The 22,466-nt window shown below is 44.9% G+C and carries 23 protein-coding genes, 12 tRNA genes and 1 rRNA gene; 4 read left to right on the top strand and 32 right to left on the bottom strand.

Annotation, left to right across the window (positions count from 1 at the left end):
- The 14 genes from DYE48_RS19635 to DYE48_RS19570 form a co-directional block, all read right to left on the bottom strand.
- Window positions 1-78 (bottom strand): 16S ribosomal RNA (locus tag DYE48_RS19635); the annotation flags it as partial.
- A gap of 119 nt (window positions 79-197) precedes the next feature.
- Window positions 198-274: transfer RNA gene (locus tag DYE48_RS19630), tRNA-Ile, on the bottom strand.
- 18 nt (window positions 275-292) lie between these two features.
- Window positions 293-366, bottom strand: a tRNA-Gly gene (locus DYE48_RS19625).
- Between the two features lie 31 nt (window positions 367-397).
- Window positions 398-474 (bottom strand) — tRNA-Pro (locus DYE48_RS19620).
- 4 nt (window positions 475-478) lie between these two features.
- Window positions 479-555, bottom strand: a tRNA-Arg gene (locus DYE48_RS19615).
- A 69-nt stretch (window positions 556-624) separates the two neighbouring features.
- A tRNA-Leu gene (locus tag DYE48_RS19610) sits at window positions 625-712 on the bottom strand.
- Between the two features lie 48 nt (window positions 713-760).
- A tRNA-Leu gene (locus DYE48_RS19605) sits at window positions 761-842 on the bottom strand.
- An 8-nt stretch (window positions 843-850) separates the two neighbouring features.
- Window positions 851-926, bottom strand: a tRNA-Lys gene (locus DYE48_RS19600).
- 105 nt (window positions 927-1,031) lie between these two features.
- Window positions 1,032-1,106 (bottom strand) — tRNA-Gln (locus DYE48_RS19595).
- A 7-nt stretch (window positions 1,107-1,113) separates the two neighbouring features.
- Window positions 1,114-1,190, bottom strand: a tRNA-Asp gene (locus tag DYE48_RS19590).
- Between the two features lie 14 nt (window positions 1,191-1,204).
- A tRNA-Glu gene (locus DYE48_RS19585) sits at window positions 1,205-1,276 on the bottom strand.
- Between the two features lie 9 nt (window positions 1,277-1,285).
- Window positions 1,286-1,376: transfer RNA gene (locus tag DYE48_RS19580), tRNA-Ser, on the bottom strand.
- Window positions 1,377-1,380: 4 nt separating this feature from the next.
- A tRNA-Asn gene (locus tag DYE48_RS19575) sits at window positions 1,381-1,455 on the bottom strand.
- A gap of 174 nt (window positions 1,456-1,629) precedes the next feature.
- The gene (locus DYE48_RS19570; protein WP_115825023.1) at window positions 1,630-2,073 is read right to left on the bottom strand and encodes a SprT family protein; all 444 of its coding nucleotides are present in this window, start codon (window positions 2,071-2,073) and stop codon (window positions 1,630-1,632) included.
- Window positions 2,074-2,148: 75 nt separating this feature from the next.
- On the opposite strand from DYE48_RS19570, the gene cmpA reads away from it, so the two are divergent.
- Window positions 2,149-2,259, top strand: a complete 111-nt coding sequence (gene cmpA, locus DYE48_RS19565) for a cortex morphogenetic protein CmpA (RefSeq protein ID WP_089654570.1) — start codon at window positions 2,149-2,151, stop codon at window positions 2,257-2,259.
- Window positions 2,260-2,304: 45 nt separating this feature from the next.
- Here cmpA and DYE48_RS19560 read toward each other — a convergent pair whose 3' ends face one another.
- The 15 genes from DYE48_RS19560 to acpS form a co-directional block, all read right to left on the bottom strand.
- Window positions 2,305-4,446, bottom strand: coding sequence for a Tex family protein (locus DYE48_RS19560; RefSeq protein WP_208639672.1), 2,142 nt, complete (start codon window positions 4,444-4,446; stop codon window positions 2,305-2,307).
- 687 nt (window positions 4,447-5,133) lie between these two features.
- Window positions 5,134-5,709: a SpoIIE family protein phosphatase gene (locus DYE48_RS19550; RefSeq protein WP_244199486.1), complete on the bottom strand. Its 576-nt coding sequence runs from the start codon at window positions 5,707-5,709 to the stop codon at window positions 5,134-5,136.
- 20 nt (window positions 5,710-5,729) lie between these two features.
- Window positions 5,730-6,509 (bottom strand): RNA polymerase sigma factor SigB, encoded by a 780-nt coding sequence (gene sigB / locus DYE48_RS19545; protein WP_089654566.1) that lies wholly within the window; start codon window positions 6,507-6,509, stop codon window positions 5,730-5,732.
- A complete protein-coding gene (gene rsbW / locus DYE48_RS19540; protein ID WP_115825019.1) occupies window positions 6,481-6,957 on the bottom strand; it encodes an anti-sigma B factor RsbW in 477 nt (158 codons plus the stop codon). The genes sigB and rsbW overlap by 29 nt, the downstream gene beginning before the upstream one ends.
- Window positions 6,958-6,959: 2 nt before the next feature.
- Entirely contained in the window at window positions 6,960-7,289 is a 330-nt protein-coding gene (locus DYE48_RS19535; protein ID WP_089654564.1) for an STAS domain-containing protein, read from the bottom strand.
- Window positions 7,290-7,354: 65 nt separating this feature from the next.
- The gene (locus tag DYE48_RS19530) at window positions 7,355-8,365 is read right to left on the bottom strand and encodes a PP2C family protein-serine/threonine phosphatase (protein ID WP_089654563.1); all 1,011 of its coding nucleotides are present in this window, start codon (window positions 8,363-8,365) and stop codon (window positions 7,355-7,357) included.
- A 15-nt stretch (window positions 8,366-8,380) separates the two neighbouring features.
- Window positions 8,381-8,782 (bottom strand): anti-sigma regulatory factor, encoded by a 402-nt coding sequence (locus DYE48_RS19525; RefSeq protein WP_089654562.1) that lies wholly within the window; start codon window positions 8,780-8,782, stop codon window positions 8,381-8,383.
- 2 nt (window positions 8,783-8,784) lie between these two features.
- Window positions 8,785-9,141, bottom strand: coding sequence for an STAS domain-containing protein (locus tag DYE48_RS19520; RefSeq protein WP_089654561.1), 357 nt, complete (start codon window positions 9,139-9,141; stop codon window positions 8,785-8,787).
- A gap of 4 nt (window positions 9,142-9,145) precedes the next feature.
- On the bottom strand, window positions 9,146-10,015 hold the full coding sequence (locus DYE48_RS19515) for an RsbT co-antagonist protein RsbRA (RefSeq protein ID WP_089654560.1): 870 nt from the start codon (window positions 10,013-10,015) through the stop codon (window positions 9,146-9,148).
- A gap of 309 nt (window positions 10,016-10,324) precedes the next feature.
- Entirely contained in the window at window positions 10,325-10,675 is a 351-nt protein-coding gene (locus DYE48_RS19510) for a type II toxin-antitoxin system PemK/MazF family toxin (protein ID WP_035511328.1), read from the bottom strand.
- Window positions 10,676-10,680: 5 nt separating this feature from the next.
- Entirely contained in the window at window positions 10,681-10,962 is a 282-nt protein-coding gene (locus DYE48_RS19505) for a CopG family ribbon-helix-helix protein (RefSeq protein WP_027956786.1), read from the bottom strand.
- 159 nt (window positions 10,963-11,121) lie between these two features.
- Window positions 11,122-12,282 (bottom strand): alanine racemase, encoded by a 1,161-nt coding sequence (alr, locus tag DYE48_RS19500; protein ID WP_115825018.1) that lies wholly within the window; start codon window positions 12,280-12,282, stop codon window positions 11,122-11,124.
- Window positions 12,283-12,503: 221 nt separating this feature from the next.
- Complete coding sequence (locus DYE48_RS19495; RefSeq protein WP_115825017.1) at window positions 12,504-13,526, bottom strand: LolA family protein; 1,023 nt, start codon at window positions 13,524-13,526, stop codon at window positions 12,504-12,506.
- 53 nt (window positions 13,527-13,579) lie between these two features.
- Entirely contained in the window at window positions 13,580-15,079 is a 1,500-nt protein-coding gene (locus DYE48_RS19490; protein ID WP_115825016.1) for an NAD(P)H-hydrate dehydratase, read from the bottom strand.
- A 72-nt stretch (window positions 15,080-15,151) separates the two neighbouring features.
- Window positions 15,152-15,511 carry a holo-ACP synthase gene (acpS, locus tag DYE48_RS19485; RefSeq protein ID WP_115825015.1) on the bottom strand — a complete coding sequence of 120 codons (360 nt, stop codon included), beginning with the start codon at window positions 15,509-15,511 and terminating at the stop codon, window positions 15,152-15,154.
- Window positions 15,512-15,735: 224 nt separating this feature from the next.
- Here acpS and DYE48_RS19480 point away from each other — a divergent pair, with 224 nt between their 5' ends.
- Window positions 15,736-16,503, top strand: coding sequence for a rhomboid family intramembrane serine protease (locus DYE48_RS19480; protein WP_115825014.1), 768 nt, complete (start codon window positions 15,736-15,738; stop codon window positions 16,501-16,503).
- Window positions 16,504-16,770: 267 nt separating this feature from the next.
- Here the strand turns inward: DYE48_RS19480 and cshA are convergent, their stop codons facing one another.
- Window positions 16,771-18,249: a degradosome RNA helicase CshA gene (gene cshA / locus DYE48_RS19475; RefSeq protein ID WP_115825013.1), complete on the bottom strand. Its 1,479-nt coding sequence runs from the start codon at window positions 18,247-18,249 to the stop codon at window positions 16,771-16,773.
- A gap of 220 nt (window positions 18,250-18,469) precedes the next feature.
- Here cshA and DYE48_RS19470 point away from each other — a divergent pair, with 220 nt between their 5' ends.
- Together DYE48_RS19470 and DYE48_RS19465 are read left to right on the top strand one after the other, a co-directional pair.
- Window positions 18,470-19,384, top strand: a complete 915-nt coding sequence (locus tag DYE48_RS19470) for a DMT family transporter (RefSeq protein ID WP_115825012.1) — start codon at window positions 18,470-18,472, stop codon at window positions 19,382-19,384.
- A gap of 80 nt (window positions 19,385-19,464) precedes the next feature.
- Window positions 19,465-20,322: a DegV family protein gene (locus DYE48_RS19465; RefSeq protein WP_115825011.1), complete on the top strand. Its 858-nt coding sequence runs from the start codon at window positions 19,465-19,467 to the stop codon at window positions 20,320-20,322.
- A 34-nt stretch (window positions 20,323-20,356) separates the two neighbouring features.
- Here DYE48_RS19465 and DYE48_RS19460 read toward each other — a convergent pair whose 3' ends face one another.
- Both DYE48_RS19460 and DYE48_RS19455 read right to left on the bottom strand, forming a co-directional pair.
- Window positions 20,357-21,631 carry an MFS transporter gene (locus tag DYE48_RS19460; protein ID WP_115825010.1) on the bottom strand — a complete coding sequence of 425 codons (1,275 nt, stop codon included), beginning with the start codon at window positions 21,629-21,631 and terminating at the stop codon, window positions 20,357-20,359.
- 14 nt (window positions 21,632-21,645) lie between these two features.
- Window positions 21,646-22,338 carry an alpha/beta hydrolase gene (locus DYE48_RS19455; RefSeq protein WP_115825009.1) on the bottom strand — a complete coding sequence of 231 codons (693 nt, stop codon included), beginning with the start codon at window positions 22,336-22,338 and terminating at the stop codon, window positions 21,646-21,648.
- Window positions 22,339-22,466: the final 128 nt, after the last annotated feature.

The raw sequence follows: 22,466 nt of genomic DNA, 5'->3' as shown, positions 1-22,466 counted from the left end.
TCGCTTCCCGCGCTCGACTTGCATGTATTAGGCACGCCGCCAGCGTTCGTCCTGAGCCAGGATCAAACTCTCCATAAAAGTTAAGTTTGACTTGCTCATTTGCACACCGAATGTGCTTGTTTCAAATTTCTTCTATAAAGAAGAAATGTTTTGACGTACTGGTTGGTTCGTTCAGTTTTCAAAGATCAAATGAATCATGGTGGGCCTGAGTGGACTTGAACCACCGACCTCACGCTTATCAGGCGTGCGCTCTAACCAACTGAGCTACAGGCCCCGATGACATTCAATAAAATGGAGCGGGTGAAGGGAATCGAACCCTCATCATCAGCTTGGAAGGCTGAGGTTTTACCACTAAACTACACCCGCAAGTGTATCATATTGTTATTTAGGATTTCGATGGTCGGGAAGACAGGATTCGAACCTGCGACCCCTTGGTCCCAAACCAAGTGCTCTACCAAGCTGAGCTACTTCCCGTTAATGGCGCGCCCGAGAGGAGTCGAACCCCTAACCTTCTGATCCGTAGTCAGACGCTCTATCCAATTGAGCTACGGGCGCATTAAAAAAGCGACATTTAATATCTTATCATCTTTTGTGTTGTGACGCAAGCACTTTTTTTAAAAAAGTTGGTGCGGCCGAGAGGACTTGAACCTCCACGGGATTACCTCCCACTAGGCCCTCAACCTAGCGCGTCTGCCGATTCCGCCACGACCGCAAAATTGCTGTAGTAAACAATGGGATGCTGATCATGATAATTGGATAATGCGGGTGGAGGGACTTGAACCCCCACGCCGTGAAGCACTAGATCCTAAATCTAGCGTGTCTGCCAATTCCACCACACCCGCATAATAAATGGTGAGCCATGAAGGATTCGAACCTTCGACCCTCTGATTAAAAGTCAGATGCTCTACCAGCTGAGCTAATGGCTCCTATTAAAGGAATCTGTAACACTCAATGATGATGTTGTTTTTTGAAGCACAAGAAACATCATATAACTTATTCAGCTTTTTGTCAACTCTTTTTCGAAGGAAAAATGGCTGGGCCAGCTGGATTCGAACCAGCGCATGACGGTACCAAAAACCGTTGCCTTACCGCTTGGCTATGGCCCAAAAAGAGTGGCGGTCCGGACGGGACTCGAACCCGCGACCTCCTGCGTGACAGGCAGGCATTCTAACCAACTGAACTACCGGACCTCTATAAGGTTAAGTGACCCGTACGGGATTCGAACCCGTGTTACCGCCGTGAAAGGGCGGTGTCTTAACCACTTGACCAACGGGCCAAAAATAAATGGCGGAGAAGGAGGGATTTGAACCCTCGCGCCGCTTACGCGACCTACACCCTTAGCAGGGGCGCCTCTTCAGCCACTTGAGTACTTCTCCGTAATGGCTCCAACGGTAGGATTCGAACCTACGACCGATCGGTTAACAGCCGATTGCTCTACCACTGAGCTACGTTGGAATAATTTGTAATGTTCGTTGCTGTTTATCAGCGACGTTTAATATCTTATAACATTTCGTCCGTGGTGTCAAACCTTTTTTACATGAAATTTAAGTCGTTTCCCATGTGTTTTTGGCTTGTTTTGTTAGGACTTAACTAATTTAACATGTGGCCCCTCTTTCGTCAATGGAAAATTTACTTCTTTTTTATATTCCCTTTACATTTCCCACATCCGAAACGTTTCGTGTCCACCCGTCTTTTCCGCTTGTATGTTTGTCCGCATTTTGTACAAACATAGTGATGGAAGTTCCCACTTTTTTCAGAAGGGAGTGGTGAACAGTGTCGTGGAGACCCTGTTTCTTTTAATAAAGCCTTGAACTCAGGATCGCGATGCCCAAAACCTTTCCCTTCAATATGAAGGTGGTAATGACAAAGTTCATGTTTAATGATGCCTTCTAATTCGACACCATCTAATTCTACTATATATTTCGGATTGATTTCAATTACTTTTTTAGAAGGAATGTATCTCCCTCCTGTCGTCCGAAGACGAGAATTGAAGTATACATCATGCGCAAAAGGCTTGTCAAAGTATTTTTTCGATAATTCATCGGTCCATTGCTGCAATTCCTGATCTGTCATAGGAACACCTCCCTCGTCCTTTGCATACTGTATCATAAGAATGAAAAAAGTTGAATATGAAGGAGATGACTTCTTATGCCTTCCTGGTTGAAGAACCAAATGACAAAAGCATTCTTGAACAAAGACAAATATCAAATTAAAATGCTGAATCAATGCTGGTATTACTATCAGCACCTATACAAATAAAAACTACCCGGAAAGCTTTCTCTCTCCAGGCAGTTTCGTTTAGTATTATCCTTGATTGATCATGGTCAAAGCGATCCTCTGCTTTTGTACATCCACTTGATCGACCCAAACGGTAACGACGTCCCCTACCGCCACCACGTCCATTGGGTGTTTGACGAATTTGTCAGCAAGTTTTGAGATATGGACAAGCCCATCCTGTTTCACACCAATATCCACGAAAGCACCGAAGTCTACTACGTTCCTTACGGTTCCTTCCAGTTCCATCCCCTGTTCTAAATCTTCCATTGAAAGAACATTCGTTTTCAACAATGGCTTAGGCAAATCATCCCTTGGGTCGCGGCCAGGCTGAACGAGAGATTTCACAATATCCTGCAGTGTCAACTCCCCAATGTCCAGTTGTTCCGCTACAGATGATGCGTCTACACTTTTCAATTCTTCTGCTAACTTGTCCGTTCCGATATCTTCTGTGGTAAATCCGAACTTCCTCAGCAGTTCCCTTGTCGCTTTGTAACTTTCCGGGTGGATAGGTGTGCGATCAAGAGGTTCTTTTCCGTCTAGTATTCGTAAAAAGCCGATACTTTGCTCAAATGTCTTTGCACCTAAGCGTGGAATATCTTTGAGTTCGGATCGTTTCGTAAACTTACCTAACTCCTCCCTCTTTTTCACGACATTGTTCGCAACGGTTTTACTTAGCCCTGATACATATTGCAGCAGAGAAGAAGAGGCTGTGTTCACATTAACTCCCACTTGGTTTACCGCCGTCTCTACAACGAATGTTAATGATTCATTCAGTTTTTTCTGAGTTACATCGTGCTGGTATTGACCGACACCGATCGATTTAGGATCAATTTTCACGAGTTCTGCTAATGGATCCTGGACACGACGCGCGATAGATACCGCACTTCGTTCTTCCACTTGAAAGTCTGGGAATTCTTCACGTGCGAGCTTCGAAGCTGAGTAAACACTTGCCCCTGCTTCATTCACAATCATATAAGAAGCCTTCAGCTGATGTTTTTGGATCATATCTGCGATGAATTGTTCCGTTTCTCTGGAGGCTGTACCATTCCCGATGGCCATCAGCTCAATGTCATACGTATCCATGAAGGCAAGAATCTTTTTCTCTGCTCCTGCCGTATCATTTCTAGGTGCTGTTGGGTAGATGACGCCAATGTCCAGCACTTTCCCTGTTTCATCTACGACGGCAAGCTTACATCCGGTACGGTAGGCAGGGTCTACTCCCAGAACCACTTTCCCTTTCAACGGGGGTTGGAGCAAGAGGTTTCGCAGGTTACTGGAGAAAACTTCAATCGCCTGTTCCTCGGCTTGCTCAGATAATGCACCTCGGATCTCCCTTTCAACAGATGGCTGAATTAAACGCTTATAACTGTCCTGAATGGCTTCTTCCAAGATGGAACGAAGCTTCCCGACCGTATGGCGTTTAATGACACTCCTCTCCAAATATTGAACAATCGCCTCTTCAGGAGGCTGAACGGATACTTTAATGATTTCTTCTTTTTCACCACGGTTAAGGGCTAGAACACGGTGGGACACGATAGACCGAACGGGTTCTTGGTAGTCATAATACATTTCGAAAATGCCTTTTTCATCTTTATCTGCTTTCTTTTCAGATGAAGCGATGACACCCTTGTCGTGCGTCTGTTTTCTAATCTTTTCTCGATATGTAGGGTCATCCGAGATCCATTCGGCGATGATATCATTCACCCCTCCCCGGACATCTTCAACCGTATTCACTTCGTGTTCATCAGAAAAGAAGGCTTCAGCTTCCTTTTCAAAGTCGATATTCTGCTGTTCCCACACTTGAGTCGCGAGAGGCTCCAACCCTTTTTCTTTGGCAATCGTCGCTCTTGTCCTACGTTTCTGTTTATAAGGGCGGTACAAATCTTCCACTTTTTGAAGTTTTTCAGCGGATTCAATTTGGTGGCGTAGGTCTTCGGTCAGTTTGCCCTGTTCATCAATGAGGCGAATGACTTCTTCCTTACGCTGAACAAGGTTCGTTACATAGTTCCACTGATCTTCTATCTCTTTGATTTGCACTTCATCCAGTCCGCCTGTCAGCTCTTTCCGATAACGGGCGATAAACGGAACGGTATTTCCTTCTTCAAGCAATTCAATAACTTGTTTGATTGTCTGATCCTTCAATTTCGTCTGTTTCGCTACGAGCTTCATAAGCTCGGTATTTTTATTTGTTTCACTCAACAAAATGACCTCCTTCAATGACGTCTCATCCATTGTATCAAATTATAAAAGAGAATACTTGAAGACCCTGTTTCGAGATGTTTGTTGAAGTTTAGGAGCTGCGGGAAAAGGTTCGCTTTCCATGGGGCGGGCGGCGAGCCTCCTCAGGCTACGCCTTCCGGGGTCTCACCTGTCCCACACGGCCCATAGGAGTCTCACCGTTTCCCTCCGCCCCTGACCATAAGTGTATATGTATATCGAAACATTTCCAGAATAAGCTGCTTTCCAGCGTAATGGATGTGGATGGAAACACTCTCAAAACAGACAGTCATTTGCATGATAGCCCTCGCGACAGAGCGGTTGTGGAAGAGGATCCATTCGTGTATGCGGGCTCGTTGCTCACCTAAATTGAATGGGGTTGTTGGGAAGATGCGAGCCTCCTGCGGGAATGGATTGGCTGGAGAGACACCGCAGAGCTTGAGATCGAAGAGGCTCTCCGTCATCCCCGCAGAAAAGCGAGCTGCTTCCCAGCCATCCTTGACGCTCAACCTGGGGAACGAATCCCGAGAACATCTCGAAACTGAGTCTTCCACAAGACTGCCATATACTTGAATAAAATGATGATCCAGAGAAAACATTAAAACCCTTCATTCTACCTTTCGGTTCGAATGAAGGGTTTCAGTTATAAGCCATAGCAATCAGTGTGATATCATCATCACGGGATTGACCGTATAATTCTTTATAATGTTGAGTGATTTGCTCAACGTCTCTGGAATGAGTAAACTTTGAAGACAGACGACGGTCATTGACTCCGTCTGAAAACATAAGGAAGACCATCCCTTCCTGCACAGTTCCGTGAGAAATTCTCAGCCTGCGAGGATAACCGGATAAGTAACCAGCCAACGGAATGTTGCGATTACGCTTCCCATCCGGGTCCACAGTAATAACCCCGATGTTACCAATCGATGAATAAGAGTAAGTACGAGCGTTAAAGTCGATCCTTAAAATCCCAAGGACCACTCCTCGTTTCCCTACCAACACCTCATTGCATTTTTTGATGAGAGCTTCTAGAGTCAAGTCAGGATGTTCCTCTATCACTTCCATAACCGCCTTGGACGATTCGCGGGCCATTTCGCCACTTCCGAGGCCATCGGCAAGGGCACAAAGGAATGCATCCTCCGTTTCCTTATAGAAATAGCTGTCCCCGCAATAATAATTCCCTTTTTTGGCTTTTTGGAAAATAGATAAATCCACCCGTTTATTTTCCTTTTCCACTAGAATACCTCGACAGATTCAGATTGCAAGGCTTCTCTCAGTTTCCTCAATGCTCGCCTTTGCAAACGGGATACGTGCATCTGGGAGATGCCCAGTCGTTCGCCTGTATCTTTCTGACTCATGTTTTCAAAGTACGTGCATTGTAAGATTTCCTGTTCGCGTTCGCTAAGGATGGGCAGAATCTTTTCTAAGAGCATCCTCTGATCGATGTTGGAATAACCATCTTCCTGATTTCCAATCAAATCAAGGATGGTGACGGTGCTGCCGTCAGAGTCTGCTTCAATCTTACGGTCGACAGACAGAGCTTTATAGCTTTTGCCCATTTCCATCGTCTCAAGGATATCCTCTTCGGATACTTCTAATTCATCTGCAATTTCTTTTACAGATGGAGAGCGCTGCAATGAGTTCGTTAGTTCTTCCGATACCTTTTTGATCTTCGGTCCAAGCTCCTTGATTCTACGTGGGACATGTACGCTCCATGTTTTGTCACGAATGAAGCGTTTGATTTCCCCAATGATCGTCGGTATGGCAAACGACTCAAAGGACTTTCCGAATTCGGGATCATACCTTCGGATTGCCGCTAACAGTCCAAGCATGCCGACTTGAACCAAGTCTTCATGGATGGTGCTGTTTTTTGAGTATTTACGAGCAATGGATTCTACAAGGTCCTTATAAACGAGGACAACCTTCTCTTGGATCTCTTCATCTCTCGGGTTCTCTTGTAGATAGGCGATCCATTCGTAAACTTCCTCATTGTGGTGTTGTGATTTGGTCGCCATCTTGACCCACCCCGGTTTCATGGAGATATTTTGTCATAAGGACAATGACTCCATATTTGCTATTGATTTCAACTTTGTCCATCAGAGCGTCAATGAGAAACAGGCCAAAGCCTCCTTCGCGCAGTTCTTCGATATCATCATCTTGTTTATAAGGGCCGATATCTTCCTTGATCTCGCCAAGGTTAAAGCTTCCTCCATGATCAGCGACCATGACTTCAAGCCTGTCCTGATAAACACCGAAACCGATGGTAATTTCACCTTCACCCGTTTCTTTATACGCATGTTTCACTGCATTTGTAATCGCCTCTGAAATGGCGACTTTCAAATCTTCGATATCTTCATAAGTGAATCCCATTCGGTTGGCAATCCCTGATATGCTCAGACGGACGACACCGATGTATTCCGCTTTGGCAGGTACCTTCACTTCAACAAAATCAAATGGTTCCATGTTTACATTCCACCTTGCACTGTAGACTCGATGTTTATAATTTCTGTTAAGCCCGTAATCTTGAAGAGACGGTAAACACGGTCCTGCATATGGACAAGGCGCATCTCAGATTCATGTTCCTTTGTCGACTTCAAGGCACTGATGAATACACCAAGACCTGTGGAATCCATGTAATTCACATCCTGAAAATCCACCTCTACGACTTGGCCTTTTTCCTTCGTCAGCGGCAGCAATGTATCTTTTAATTTGGGTGCTGTGAATGCATCGACCTCTCCGGTAAGGACGACATTTGAAACACCTTCATTGTTCGTAACATCTATAGATAAATTCATCATAATCCCTCCCAATGTTTCCTAAAAAACGTACTACATATTTGGTTACCCTGTATAAACAGTTGTTAAACGTTCCTTCGTAAAATAATCAATGTGAAGTCATCTCTCAACTGAAAGTCCTGCAGACGCTCAAAATGTTTATACACTTGATCCACGATTCCCTGTGCCGGTAGATGAGAATATTGTTTGATGACATGTAAAATCTCTTCCTGATCGATGAATCGATCTCCTTGTCGGCATTCGGTCACCCCATCGGTCAGAAGGATGATCATATCTCCTTTTTCCACTCTCTTTTCGTACTGCTTATACGTGACCTCAGGAGATACGCCGAGTACAAGTCCCGGTACATCGATTTCCTCAAACTCATCACGATCTTTATGATAATAGTAACCTGGTTCATGGCCGGCTGATGAAAAAGTGAACGTATGCTCGTTCGAATTATACAATCCATAGAACATCGTAATGAACATGCTTGCATCTACGTTCCGTTCCACTACACGGTTCAGGCTGCCCAGAATGACACTAGGATCCGTTCGCATCCCTGAAAAACTGTCCATCGAATATTTGATCATCGACATACAGAGAGCAGCGGGTACACCTTTACCTATGACATCGGCAACAGCGATTCCAAGGCTCCCTTTTCCATCGTGCACAAAGTGATGATAGTCACCGTTCATTTGCTTCGCAGGAACACTCAAAGCTCCCACATCAATCTCAGATAGATCCGGTTTCACTGTCGACAATAACGTTTTCTGCATATTGGCAGCGACGGAAATTTCCGATTTGAGTTCAAGCTGCTTTTCCCGCAACGTCTGATACTCCTGGTAAGCCAACCCATAAGAAATCATGGTTTCCAGAAGAAAGTTCATAGATGACTGAATATACCTCGGCATATCCGGGTATATTTCCTGTAGCGATTGGATATGAACATTGATGATCTCTTCCGGCGATATGTTCTGCTGCATGGAGTGCTTACTGAACTGTTCCGCTTGATATAGAGCTTGCTCATCCTCGGTCTTAATATACTCTTGTAATAGTTCTTTATAATTTTCTAAATCGAGCTTCAATGTGTTCATCACTTATTACCTCCTTTAACGGAGCCATTTGACGACAGTGATTTCCGTACCTTCACCTTCTCCAGATACGATATCAAAGTCATCCATCAACCGTTTCACCCCTGGCAGTCCTGCTCCAAGCCCTCCTGATGTGGTGAATCCGTCTTCCATAACTTGGCTGATATCTTTGATTCCGGGTCCTTCATCCGTAGCTACGATCCGAATTCCCTTTTTATTCATGTCTTCGAGTGCTTCGAAACAGACTTTGCCTGTTCCTGCATATAGATAAATGTTCCGTGCCAGTTCAGAAATGGCCGTGGCAATCCTTGCTTGATCGACAGTCCCGAAGCCGATCTTTCTGGATATATCTCGTCCAAGTTGTCTGGCTCCGACGATGTCCCACTCCTTCTTTATATTGACACAGGATTGGAAGTCCATATTCACTCCTCCAATTCCTGGCGAAGTTTGATCAACCCTTGTTCTAGATCTAACGCGGTCGGGACATCTTGCATGTGTATACCTAGGTCAATAAGAGTCATCGCAACTGCCGGCTGGATCCCCGTCAAAACAACTTTGGCCCCCATCAAATCCGACATCGTCACAACGTCTCCCAACACTTTGGCAATGAAAGAATCGATGATATCAACGGATGTCAAATCAATGACGACACCTGTCGCTCCGCTTTCATGAATCTTGCTCAAGAGATCTTCTTGGAATTGGATGGCCGTCTGATCATCCAAATCGATTTGTATGGAAATGAGTAAATAGTTATGAAGCTTTAAAATAGGTATCCTCATGTTTTCACTCCCTATCTAGTGAATCAATTAATTTTTCGATGTCTTCATCATTGTTCTGGGTTTCTTCAATACGACGATTCGTTAATTCTAATGCTGTTTGGAACCCTTTCCGCAATGAACTCTTCGTAGGGAACTTCCCTAAATCGATTCCGAGGTTCACAATCGTCTGTGCAATTTCAGGGCGGATTCCTACTAAAATGCACCGTGAACCGATCAGTCGCACAGCCTCAGCTGCCTGGATGATATGGTGGGCAACCATCGTATCCACAACCGGAACACCTGTGATATCGATCAAAACAACTTCAGCGTTATGTTTGATCACTCCGTCCAGCAGGTTCTCCATGATTAACTTGGCCCGCTCCGTGTCGATGGTTCCGATCAGAGGCATGATCGTGATGTTCTCCATCACAGGGATCAAGGGTGCGGAAAGCTCTTGTAAAGCTACCCTTTGCAAGGAAACGATGTGCTCCCAGCTTCCTGAATACTCGTTGACAAGACGGTTGATGATTGGATCGACCCAGCCATCTACTTTACGAAGGACCTCAGAAAAATAATCCGAGTCGATTTTATCCGATTGTTTGAGGATGAAATCCGTCACTACACGACGGAACACCTGCATCCCGTCTGTTAAATAACTCAACGGCCAGCCGAGATTGATCAAGCGTTCAGAGAAATCGTCCAAGTCAGAAGATAATCCCTGCTTCTCGATACTGGAAAAAATCACATTGACGAATTCACGATTCGTGCTTTCGAACATTTCATCAGAAATCGTCGATGTATAATCATTCTTCTTATGTGTATTGACTTCCTCCAACCACATTTTGACAATGTCATCACTATGTTCTACCACTACATTTTTCAGTCTTTCGTCCATTATCTAAACCTCCGCCTCATAACCCTCTATTGTTCGTCCTTATACTATTTGAATATAACTTTATCAGAAAAAGCCTTACTTTTACACCATTTGCCCTCGCTTTCCTCATAAGGGCGTTCCATATCGCTCATACATGAGTATCTTTCCATACCCTCTGTAAAATGACAAGTGAACCTAATAAAAACCTGTTAATAAAAAACACGCCATCATCAATACCCTATCTATGTCCATTATAAACTAGAAAAGCCAAAAAAAATAAAGTTACCTTAAAAAGGCAACTTTATTTTTCATACACGACGTGCTTTCCGATTAAAAGTCGATCAAACCGAGGCTGATCTGCAAGGCTTTGTTGACCTGCTGCATCATCGGTTCGTCAAGTTGAGTAATCTTATCGGTCAAACGCTGTTTGTCAATCGTTCTGATTTGTTCCAGTAGGATCACAGAGTTTCGCTCGAACCCGTATTTTTCTGCATTAATTTCGACATGTGTTGGAAGTTTGGCTTTTTGTATTTGCGCAGTAATCGCGGCTACGATCACGGTAGGGCTAAAACGATTACCAATATCATTTTGAAGGACGAGTACAGGACGAACCCCGCCTTGTTCTGATCCCACAACTGGGGACAAATCAGCGAAATAAACGTCACCTCGTTTGACTATCACTGGCTTCACACCCCGCTCACTAGTTGCTCCAGGGTGTGTTCGGCCTCCTCTTCAGCTTGAAACGCTTCTGAAGCGATATTTAAATTGATTTTCGCCATTTCCATGTAGCCTCTACGCATGGATTCTCTAATATGTCGCTGTTTCTTCTCACGCAAATACATTTTCGTTGCTTGACACATGAAATCGCTCCGATCACTGTTATCGAGTTGAATGAAGCCATCCACTTCATTGAGTAGGTTATCCGGAATCCGGATGACAATCTCCTGCATGCTATCGGACAAAACCATACACCTCCACCATCTTCTCTCAAAAGAAACCAGTCAATTAGTCCACTCTAATCTTATCAAACGGGAGTGTCCATTGCAAAGGAGTGTTGGAATTTTTTCGTGAATTATGAAAGCTTTTATCCTTACATCGGGAGAATTGTCCGGAAACGGGAAGCTTACTCACAACAAGGAGTTTCTCACTTCTACCGTTCTCCCATCTTCTTGAAAAACTCTCGGCACCCTTTGGCTGATCATGCAGGGTATCTCATAATTGATCGTTTCGAGATGCTCTGCTATTTCATCGGCTGAAATTTCTTGATCCCCTTGTTTACCAATTAAGGTAACCTTTGTCCCTATAGGATATTCCTGATCCAGCCGAATCATGAATTGATCCATGCAAATTCTTCCGACAATCGGCTGACGTTTCCCGTCGACGAGGACCTCCGCACCTTGAAGCTTACGGATCCAACCATCCGCATAACCAAGCGGAATGGTGCCGATCCACTCTTCTTTTTCCGTTGTGTAGGTAGCCCCATAACTAATCGATTCTCCAGCCTCTATTTTTTTGACATGGACCAACCGGCTCGACAGAGAAAAAGCAGGCTTCAAGTCGATCGGCCGTTCTTTTTTGACATGGGGAGAAGGATAAAGTCCATACATGCTGATACCAAATCGGACAAAATGATCCATCCGCTCCGGAACCCTCATACTTGTCGCACTGTTACTTGTATGAATTTCGACATCTTCTGCCCAATTCCTCTTAAAATAAGAAAACATTTCGTGCCAGCGCTCTTGTTGTTTATGAAAATACTCGGATTCTTCCTCATCCGCTGTAGCAAAATGGGTAAACAAAGCTTCCAAATGAAACTCGGAGGTTTCAGCAAGAACAGCAAGGATTTCCTCTAATTCTGCCACCGTTCGTACCCCGATCCGTCCCATTCCTGTATCGATTTTCAGATGAAGTTTCAATGGGTTAGAACGCTGAATACCCGCCGCTTCCTTCAGCCAATCTTTTTGGAAAACCGTTAAAGCAATGTTGTTTTCAGCAGCGACCGCAGCATCCCCAGGGCGTGTCCAGCCCATGACGAGAATCGGTGCCTCAATTCCTGCTCTTCTCAGTTTTAAAGCTTCATCCAAAAGTGCGACGGCAAGACTCTTTGCTCCCGCTTTTAAGGCAGCCCTTGCGACTTGCACGTCCCCATGTCCGTAGGCATCTGCTTTGACTACCGCGCAAATGTCTGTCTCTTTTTCCAATCGGTGTTTCAATTGCTGTATATTATACTCAATCGCCGTCAATTCAACCTTTGCGATTGAATCTCTGTAATACGTATTCCATGCCACAATGACCGCTCCTCTCTCTATATCTTTTTATTATTGAATGAGAAGAAGCCAGTGTCAAATATCATAGAAAAAACAGGAATATTGGATAGATTTGGTGATTGACTCTAAAGAAAGCAAAGACTCTCGTGAGCCCGGGGGGTGAAGCTTGAGGGGCATCTTCCTAACCAGAGTGATGGAAGACCAAAAAATAAAGCAGACCGTTAAGCCTGCTCCTTCCAAGTTTATTTCACCATCGCAGCCGTGTTGATTGAGCTTGCGACAGCGACCATTTCATCCTGCGTCAATTCATTGCTCGCGAGCTGGTAAGTCGTTCCATTATGGTTCCATTCCAGACGGTTGTGTTCGAAGGCTGCAAAAACTCCATCCCAAAGCTGGACAGGTTCACCATTCACCTGGACAGAGTATTGAGCACTTGCCGCTTGAACTTCCGCTTTTTCCTGAACCAATGTGAAGTCCTTATCACCTGCATAGGTCATAATGAATCGTTTCCCATCTTCCGTCTTCACTTCACGTTCATCTGCAAGTTCAGCACCAAATGTCTCTTGTGGATACAGCACTTCTTCAAGCTCTTCCCCTTCCATGTTCGCAACAGGGGCTTCTGTTGGAGCCATGGCCATATTCTTATCGACATCAAAGTCTTCCTTCTTCATGGAATCGTCCTTCGAGAAGTTGGCGAATTGGACTTCCACAAGAGCATTCATATCCTGGTCAAACACTTTCACCATCACAGGATGATATGTTTTCTTATCAAAGTAAATTTCCTGGAACGGCAGGGTTTTGTTATTTTGATAGTTTGTCTTTGTCTTGAACACAAAGTAGTTTTCGGAAGCATTGAACTCTGCATCCGGATCCGCTTTGATATCATTCAGCAGTGAAGCATAAAGATAAGGCTGACTTGTGTTTTGAGGCCATTCGCTTTGGAATTTGAAACTCTTGTTCAAGGCAGGCGTCAAGACATAAACGCCGCTGTCATTTTTCAAAATGATCTGGCTTCCTTTTTCATCCTGATCATTTTGAAGCTTCACACGGTAAAAATCATCCTTTTTATGCCACACTTGAATGTTGTATTTCTGTTCTTCCTTCCCTGTACGCATCTTCATATTCGCTTCGGTCTTATATCCAGCCATTTCTTCCGACTGTTTTTCGAGCTTTTTGACGACATCTTCTTTCGACTGTGAGCCACAAGCTGTCAAAGCACCTAAGACGAACAGGCTGAACAACAGGATCAGAAAACGTCTTTGCATAAGACTCAACTCCTTTGTCTCTACTTAAGGACAAAGGGAACGTATGATATGGATCAAGAAGAAAATGTACGGAACGTCCGGGATAAACCTTCAATGACGTCAGAGGCGAGTAGGTCAACCTTCGAATGTCCATCCTGCACAAGTAAATCAGCCGTTGATCCATGAAGGAAACAACCATTGCTTAAGGCATCCATCACATGTTCTGTCTGCATCATCATGCTGAGCAGAATGCCAGAAAGAACATCACCACTTCCACCTTTAGCGAGGCCGGCATTGCCTGAGACGTCTACCCGCTGTTCACCATCAGGACCTGTAATGATCGTTGAAGGTCCTTTCAGAACGAGGTACACGCCGTGCTTTTCAGCGAATTCTTTTGAATAGGAAAAAGGAGCGCGCAAAATCTCCTGGATGGAAAGACCCGTCAAGTGGGCGAACTCACCTGGGTGAGGCGTCAGAACGGTCGGAACTTCCCTATTTTTCAACTCTCCAAGGAAATCTTTTAAAAGGTACAACCCGTCGGCATCCACCAGTAATGGGGTTTCTTTTTCACGGACCAGTCGCTCCACCACTGTTTCCTGCATAGAGTTGCGGCCCAATCCCATACCGACAGCGATACCATCGTACCCTCCCAGGTCAGGAACTCGTCCTCCATTTTCCCCTTCTACAAAAGTCGCTTCTTGCACATACGGAGAAATCGCAGGGATCGCTTCAGAATCCGTGGATACCGCAATCAATCCCGCCCCGCTCCGCAGAGCTGCCCTCGCCGTCATAGCGACAGAGCCGGGCATCAAGTGAGACCCTCCGATGATCAACCCTTTTCCGTGCGATCCTTTATGCGAATGATCCTCTCGTTTAGGCAAGGTCCTTTCAACATCAGCTCTCCCCCAAAGCATCCTCCGGGGATCCGGAAGTTGTTTGGGTGGTAGTCCGATTTCCACGACCGACCATTCGCCATAGTTTGGCTGTGTGTGTTGTAAAAAGGCACTCTGCTTCGGTGCTTCGATGATCGACGTGTAATGAGCTTGGAATGCCTCAAAATCCTCTTCCCCTTCATCTGCCGGCACACCGGAAGGGAGATCGACGGCAAGTCTTACAATTGATCTCTCATTACAGAGACGGACGATATCCGCGTAGGGCTCTCTCAGCCGCCCCTTCACTCCGATCCCTAACATCGCGTCGATGCATACATCTGCACGACATAGAGAAGTATTCAAGTCTTCCGAACTCTTCAATAGTCTGTACGGGTGACCAGAAGCTTGGAATATCCTCTTATGTGCTTCTGCATCTCCAGTGATCTTGGTGTCCGGAACGACTTGCCAAGCCTCCACATCGTATCCAAGGTTCAACAACGTCCTGGCAATGACGAATCCATCGCCTCCATTATTGCCAGCACCTATCAGGACGACAATCGTATGCTCTTTTTGAATGTAGCGGAGAAAGTCATACGCAACCGCTCTCCCTGCATTCTCCATGAGCATCTTCCCATCTAGTCCAGCGGCTTCCATGGCCACTCGATCCCGTTCGTACATTTCTTGTGCGGTAACAATATCCAATTCGTTCCCTCCTACCCGCATTACAATGTTATGAGACAACCTATGTAATTATGTCTGCCCTCCTATACCTCCCTAGCACTCTTCCAAAACCACCTGAGCAATGGCATGATCCGAACTATGACTGATGGACACCCACACCTGATAGCGATCGTAGCCTTTCGCCTTCATCACAGGCGCCCCTGTCATTTCATTTGATAATATTTCAACGTCATGGAAACCAAGCTTGCCGATTCCTGTACCCGTCGCTTTGGCAAAAGCTTCTTTTGCAGCAAACCGACCCGCCAAGTATTCTACTTTTCTTTTTTCATTCAACGATTCGTAACGAAGATGTTCCTCTTCAGTCAGTATTCGTTGAACAAAGCGTTCTCTTCGCTTTATACTTTGTTTAATACGATCCAATTCAATGATATCTACGCCGATGCCTTTGATCACAATTCATCTTCCTTTTCATTAACAATCTATGAACAGTATACCCGAATCTTTTCACGGTAAAAAAGAATACGAGGAAGCGGCAAGGATTACATTATAATAGGAGTTCAATGAACTTTATGCACGTTCCCTTATTCAGGAAAGCATGTTCATCGATTTTTGGAGATGTATAGGGTTCAGGGAACGAGACACTCCCCTTAACTTGAACGTAAAAAAGGAGATTAGTCATGTTTGTACGAACGGAGAGTTTTAAAGAATTTATTCGATTTTATCCGATTGTTTCATTTCTAGTTGGGCTTCATTTCTTTTTATGGCTGTTGATGGATTTTCTGCAGCTCGGTTTTGCGGTTGACTTGAAGGAATGGGGCATTGGGATGAATGCCTTGATTTTGAACGGCGAATATTGGCGCCTCGTCACTCCGATTTTCTTACACGGAGATTTCACCCATGCCCTGTTCAACTCCTTTTCCCTCGTCCTCTTCGGGCCAGCCCTTGAGCAGATGTTAGGAAAAGGAAAGTTTGTTGTGATGTATTTATTTGCCGGCATTGTCGGCAACCTCGGTACATTTATCGTTAATCCGGATGCCTATTACTGGCACCTCGGGGCTTCAGGAGCCATTTTCGGTATCTTCGGCGTTTATCTATTTATGGTCATGAACCGGAAACACTTGATTGATACAGCCAATTCGCAAATTATTCTCGCCATTTTTGCAATCGGTTTATTCATGACTTTTGCACGGCCAAACATCAATATCTTCGGTCACTTATTCGGACTGATTGGCGGTTTCGCCATTGCTCCTGTCATTTTAAAAAATGCGCGCCGCTTCTCTTTATGGCAAGTCCGCACCCGTCATTCGCGTTCCGACAGTGATGACATTTCTTTCGATCCGGATCGTTGGCAGAAAAGAAAATACGGGCGGAAGAACACAGGCAAGTACATTCTCTGGGGAATCATCATCTTCCTCGCTTTGTTCGCACTAGTAAACCGCATGTAATGGCTTCACCCTTCGGGGGTGGAGTCTTTTTTTATATCATCCACCAATACCTCCCGCTGATAAAAACACGAAACTCACCGATAAAACCGCTAAACCCACTGATAAAAGTTTGAAAGTCACTGATAAATACTTAAAATCAACCGATAAAAGCGTAAAACCCACTGATAAATTACTGTACTGCCGTATCCTTCAATAACCATCAATACGAGCAAAACAAAAAAAGGATCAGCCCTCGTACAGAGGACTGATCCTTTTCAATGGTCATACTTAGCTGCGGCCTTTGTTTTGGTAATTGCCGCGCTTGCTGCCGCCTTTGCCGCTAAAGTTGCGGTTGCGGGATTTATTTTTATTGTTGAAGTTGCGCTTGCCGCCTCCACCTTTGCGGTAGCCACCTTTTTTCTTACTCTTGTCACGCTGTGCGTTTTTCACACTGATCGGTTGAACAGAAGACAAACGGACAGGTACTTCACTGCGTTCTTTTGTCATCATTTTCAGTGCAGCAGCGACAAGGTCTGTGGACTCATATTGTTCAAGCAGTTCGTTAGCTGCCTGCTTATAATTATTCAAATCGTTGTTTGTGATCGTTTCTGCCAACTTCTCAACAGCCACTTTTTGCTGACCGCGTGCTGCTTCTTCAGAAGAAGGTACTTTCAGGCGTTCCACTTTCTTCTTCGTGAGTTTTTCAATCAGGTGAAGCTGATCCTTCTCACGAGGTGTTACGAAGGAAATGGATTTCCCTTTACGACCGGCACGTCCTGTACGTCCAATACGGTGGACATAGCTTTCTGGATCCTGCGGAATGTCAAAGTTGTACACGTGAGAAACATCGGAAATGTCCAGGCCACGTGCGGCTACGTCTGTTGCGACAAGGATCTCGATGCGTCCGCGTTTGAACTTGTTCAATGTGGACATACGCTTCCCTTGTGTTAAGTCACCGTGAATGCCTTCAGCACTGAATCCACGAGCTTGAAGACCGTCAGCTACTTCATCAACACGACGCTTTGTACGACCGAAAATAATCGCCAATGCAGGGTCATGGATATCCAGCAAACGTGTCAGTGTATCGAATTTGTGCTTTTCCGGAATCTCTACGAAGAACTGCTCAATGTTTTCCACTGTCATTTCTTTCGCTTTGACTTTTACTTCTTCCGGGTTATTCATCAATGTTGTTGCAATATCACGAATTTCTTTCGGCATTGTCGCTGAGAAAAGCAAAGTTTGGCGCTCTTCTGGCAGTGCCTTCAGAATGTCACGGATATCCTCGATAAAGCCCATATTAAGCATTTCATCCGCTTCATCAAGTACTGCTGTGTGGACATCTTGTAACTTGATTGTTTTACGACGGATGTGGTCCAGCAAACGTCCTGGTGTTGCTACGACGATGTCATTGTTTTTCAGGGCACGGATTTGGCGTTCCATGTTTGATCCACCATAAATTGGCAGGACACGAATGCCTTTTCCTTTACCTAGACGGTTAAGCTCCTCTGCTACTTGAATAGCCAATTCCCTTGTCGGGGCGATGACAAGTCCTTGAACGGCCTTCACTTGCTTGTTGATTTTTTCCAGCATCGGAATACCGAATGCAGCCGTTTTTCCCGTACCTGTCTGAGCTTGACCAATGACATCTTTCCCTTCTAGTCCTAGAGGGATTGTTTGTTCTTGTATTGGTGTTGTTTCTTCAAAACCCATAACGTCTAATGATTTTAGGATAGGTTTTGATAATCCTAGTGATTGAAATGTTGTCACAGTAATTTCATACTCCTTTATTGTTTAAATCTTCTACCTATATACATGTAAAAAAAGCCTTCTGCCACAGGAAACGGGAGAGGCTTCTCTGGTATCTGCCTGATAGATTCATTCATCATAACACATATAACATAGTTAATTCTACACATTTCGGCTATGCTTTTCAAACGTAATAATGATAAAATGAGAAAAAAATGACGTATACCAGAGGAGGGCTCGCTTGGAAAAGCCTCCAGTTCAACCATATATTATTTTGTTTATTGGCGTCCTTTCCATTTCCACTTCCGCGATTTTTGTCAAACTCGCAGGAGATGCGCCGGCTGCGATGATCGCTTTTTACCGTCTGGCCATTGCAGTCGGAATTATGGCTCCTTATGTATTATGGAAACATTTCGATGAAATAAAACAAACGAATAAGAAAGATTGGGTTCTTGCGATTTTATCGGGTGTATTCCTCGCCTTCCACTTTATTTTGTGGTTTGAATCATTGAATTATACGACCGTCGCAAGTTCCGTCGTCCTTGTTGCCCTCCAGCCGGTCTTCGCTTTTATGGGGACCTACCTCTTCTTCAAAGAGCGATTCACTGTCGGAGCCATTCTGAGTCTTGTCATCACATTGACAGGAAGCGTAATCATCGGCTGGGGCGACTTTCAAATAAGCGGCACGGCTTTGTTCGGTGATCTGCTGGCCCTGCTTGGTGCTATTACCGTTACCGGTTATTTCCTGCTTGGTCAGAACTTACGTAAACGTCAGTCCATCATGACCTATACGTTCATTGCTTATGGGATGGCAGCGGCCACACTTCTACTCTATAACCTGGCGCTTGGTTATTCTTTTACCGGTTACGACGGTGATCAGTGGCTGATATTCTTAGGTCTCGCAATCATCCCGACCTTCTTCGGTCATACGCTGTTCAACTGGACATTGAAATGGCTCAGCACCTCTACGATTTCCATGGCTGTACTCGTCGAACCAATCGGGGCTTCTATCTTAGCCTATTGGATTTTGGATGAAGTGATCACATGGACGCAATGGCTCGGAGGATCTATTGTCATTTTCGGTCTTATGATGTTCATACTGAGCACGATGAAAAAGGTGAAACCGAAATTCACTCATGAAACAAACCGTCAATAGACCGCTAAGTTTGATATAATATTGAATAAGTATGGGGTACACCTCAATAGTACGATGAATTTAAGAGAGCAGGTGAAGAAATGACGATACAACTGATCATTGATGGAGGCGGAGATCTGCCTCATGGAATGATGGACGCACATAGTATTCAATATGTTCCGCTTAACTTACACTTCGGAGATGAACAATATAAAACAGGGGAAACGATCGATTTGCCTACGTTTTATGAAAAACTGAAGCAGTCTGATGAACTTCCCCGTTCTTCTTCTCCAAGCCCGAATGATTTTTATGAAAAATACAAACAGATCGATCCGAACGATGAAATTTTAGTGCTTGCCCTTACTCAGGGATTAAGCAGTACATATGAGAGTGCTGTCATGGGTAAGGACATGCTCCTTGATGAAGAACCGGATCGTAAAATTGCCGTTCTCAATACGAAGACGGCCTCCTGCGGCATTGCATTACTCGTGCATGAAGCGACGGCCCGCATGGAAGAAGGATACGATTTTAACCAGCTGGTCTCCCATATGGAGGAGCGGATTGAGAAGACGACGACACTCTTCATTTTGAAGACGCTGGAAAATGTCATCAAAGGCGGACGACTGGATAAGGTCAAAGGAGCCATCGCCAAGACACTGAATATCAAACTTCTTATGAAAGCGAGCGATGATGAAGGCGCAGTAGAAGTGACGGAAAAAGTACGAGGCAACAAGAAATCCTTGCGCCGCTTCGTCGACCAAATCGGTGAGTATGCATCCAACCTGGAAGACCGCGTCATTGCGATGTCCCATTGCAACGATGAGGACCGGGGAAAGAAAGTCATGAGTACAATCAAAGAACGTTACAATTTCAAAGAATCTCTCTTTATGGAAACAGGCCCCCTTATCTCCACATACGCAGGAGAAGGTGGGCTCGTCATCGCTTTCTTTAAAGACTAAAAAACGTCAGAGGTTTTAAACCTCTGACGTTTTTTTATGCATGATAATCCTCATATTTCGGCTGGGGTGACAATAACGCAAGAATACCTGCGGTCACCGGAAAGAGAATGGTCAGCAGAATGACTTCCTGATAACCTCCCAGCCAGTCAAAAAACAAACCGAACGGAAGCGGCCCAAGCGCTGAACCAACGACCATGACCGTTTGGGCAAGCCCTTTGATACTCCCAAGGTGTTCCCTCCCAAAATAATTTGGCCAGACGATATTCAATACGATTCGCTCAAAGCCATTGACGAAGCCCCAGAATACACCAAAGGCAACAGCCATCCACCATGAATTTGTGAACAAAAGAACGACCAGCGTAAAGATGTGGCCAAAGAACGTGATGGCCAAAATATAATGCACCTTGAAACGATCGACCAGATAACCACTGACGAAAGTAACCGGAAATCCGACGACGGCCATTAAGGTCAGCACCATGGCTGCTACCCCTGTATCCAGTCCTCTTAAATCCATGATCGACACCATATGAAAGGTAATCGCCGTGTTTACGAGAGCTGGGACGATGACACAAAACAAAATAAACCAAAAAGCTCTCGTCGCCATGGCTTCCTTCAATGTCCAACTCTTTTCATTGACCTCAACGTTCGGGTTTTTCACTGTTTCTCCTTTGACCGGTTTCGGCGTCCCGTCCGGCACTTCCCCGATGTGCTCGGGTTTGTTACGGACGAAGAAGAAGGCCAGTGGAACAAAAAGAATCAACAGTGCGCCTCCCCATAAGCCCCATGTCATTCTCCAACCGAAGGATTCAATCAGCCATGTATTCAGTGGTGGTAACAAAGCAGAACTAGCAAATCCACCGATCGCCATAATACTGAGCGCTCGTCCCCTCTTCCTTATGAACCATTGGGGCACAAGCGTGTTTGGAATCAATGTCATCGATCCCTGCCCGAATAAACGAATCATAAAGAAGCCAAAAAACATCATAATCGGCCCGAGAAGAAAAGCATTCCAAAACAAAGCTAATGCTAAACATGAACCAATCGTAACCATCATCGCCCGCTGTCCGAAACGGTCGATGAGGCGCCCCATCATAAACAACGTGATTCCCGCTAACAATGTAGCCGCTGAATAAATACCAGAAACCAACGACCGTGAATACTCAAAATCTTCTATGTAATAATCAATAAAAATGGAGATGGAATAGGTTTGACCAGGTCCTGAAAAGAACACGCTCAAACCGGCAACCATCACAACAACCCATCCATAATAAAAAGGTGTCTGGATGGGTTGTCCACGATTATTCTTCATTATTTCTCTTCCCCCTATGGTTGACTTACAAAGTCCATCACTTTATCAAACAATTCGTCGCTGTCATCCCCATGACAGATCAAATGCTTCGACTTTTTCAAGAAAATGACCTCTTTTTCTTCTGAAGGAATTTCTTCTTCCAAATACAAAGCCGCTTTCTTTGGCACCATGCCATCAAGCTCCCCTTGGATGATGAGCACAGGGCAGCGGACCTGTTGTAAATAGGGTCGTGTGAATTGCACACACTTCATAAATTCGAATGTGGAAAAGAGATAAGTATCCTTCAACTTTTTCTGGTACCTGAGAAAAAGCTCATTGTCTGCAAGCACGCCATTCCACGCATCTGCAACCATCGCAAGAATATCCTTATACATCTGTGGAAGACTGACATACTTTCCAGCCGCCGACAAAAGCACCAAACGATCCAGATGATACTTTGCAGTCAAGTAAGCAGCAATCATCCCACCCATGGAAAAGCCGATAATATAAATGGTATCGTGTCTTTTCATGAGGTCCAGCAAAGCGAGCTCTGCCGTAGCAATCCATTCTTGATAATAGTGCCCTTCAAGATCCAAGTCCTCCCCGTGCCCCGGAAGCGTAGGATTGGCAATTTCCCAATCCGTCCGTGCTTCCAGAAAGTCGACGAGGGGCTGGACTTCATCCGGGCTTCCTGTGTACCCGTGAATACATAAACACCCGATACTCATGTTCCTACGCCTCCACCCGATCATTTATTTCGTTATGCGAAAAATTATAACACATTCATTTCCCATTTTTTATCCATGAAAATCCCCTTGATTACGAAAAAGGCTCCGGTCTGTATGCTCATTTAGAG

It is taken from the genome of Halobacillus trueperi, from assembly GCF_003386945.1.
GTDB classification, from domain to species: domain Bacteria; phylum Bacillota; class Bacilli; order Bacillales; family Halobacillaceae; genus Halobacillus; species Halobacillus aidingensis.
The sequence above is the reverse complement of the archived record's forward strand: the minus strand, read 5'-3'. Positions and strand labels throughout refer to the sequence as shown.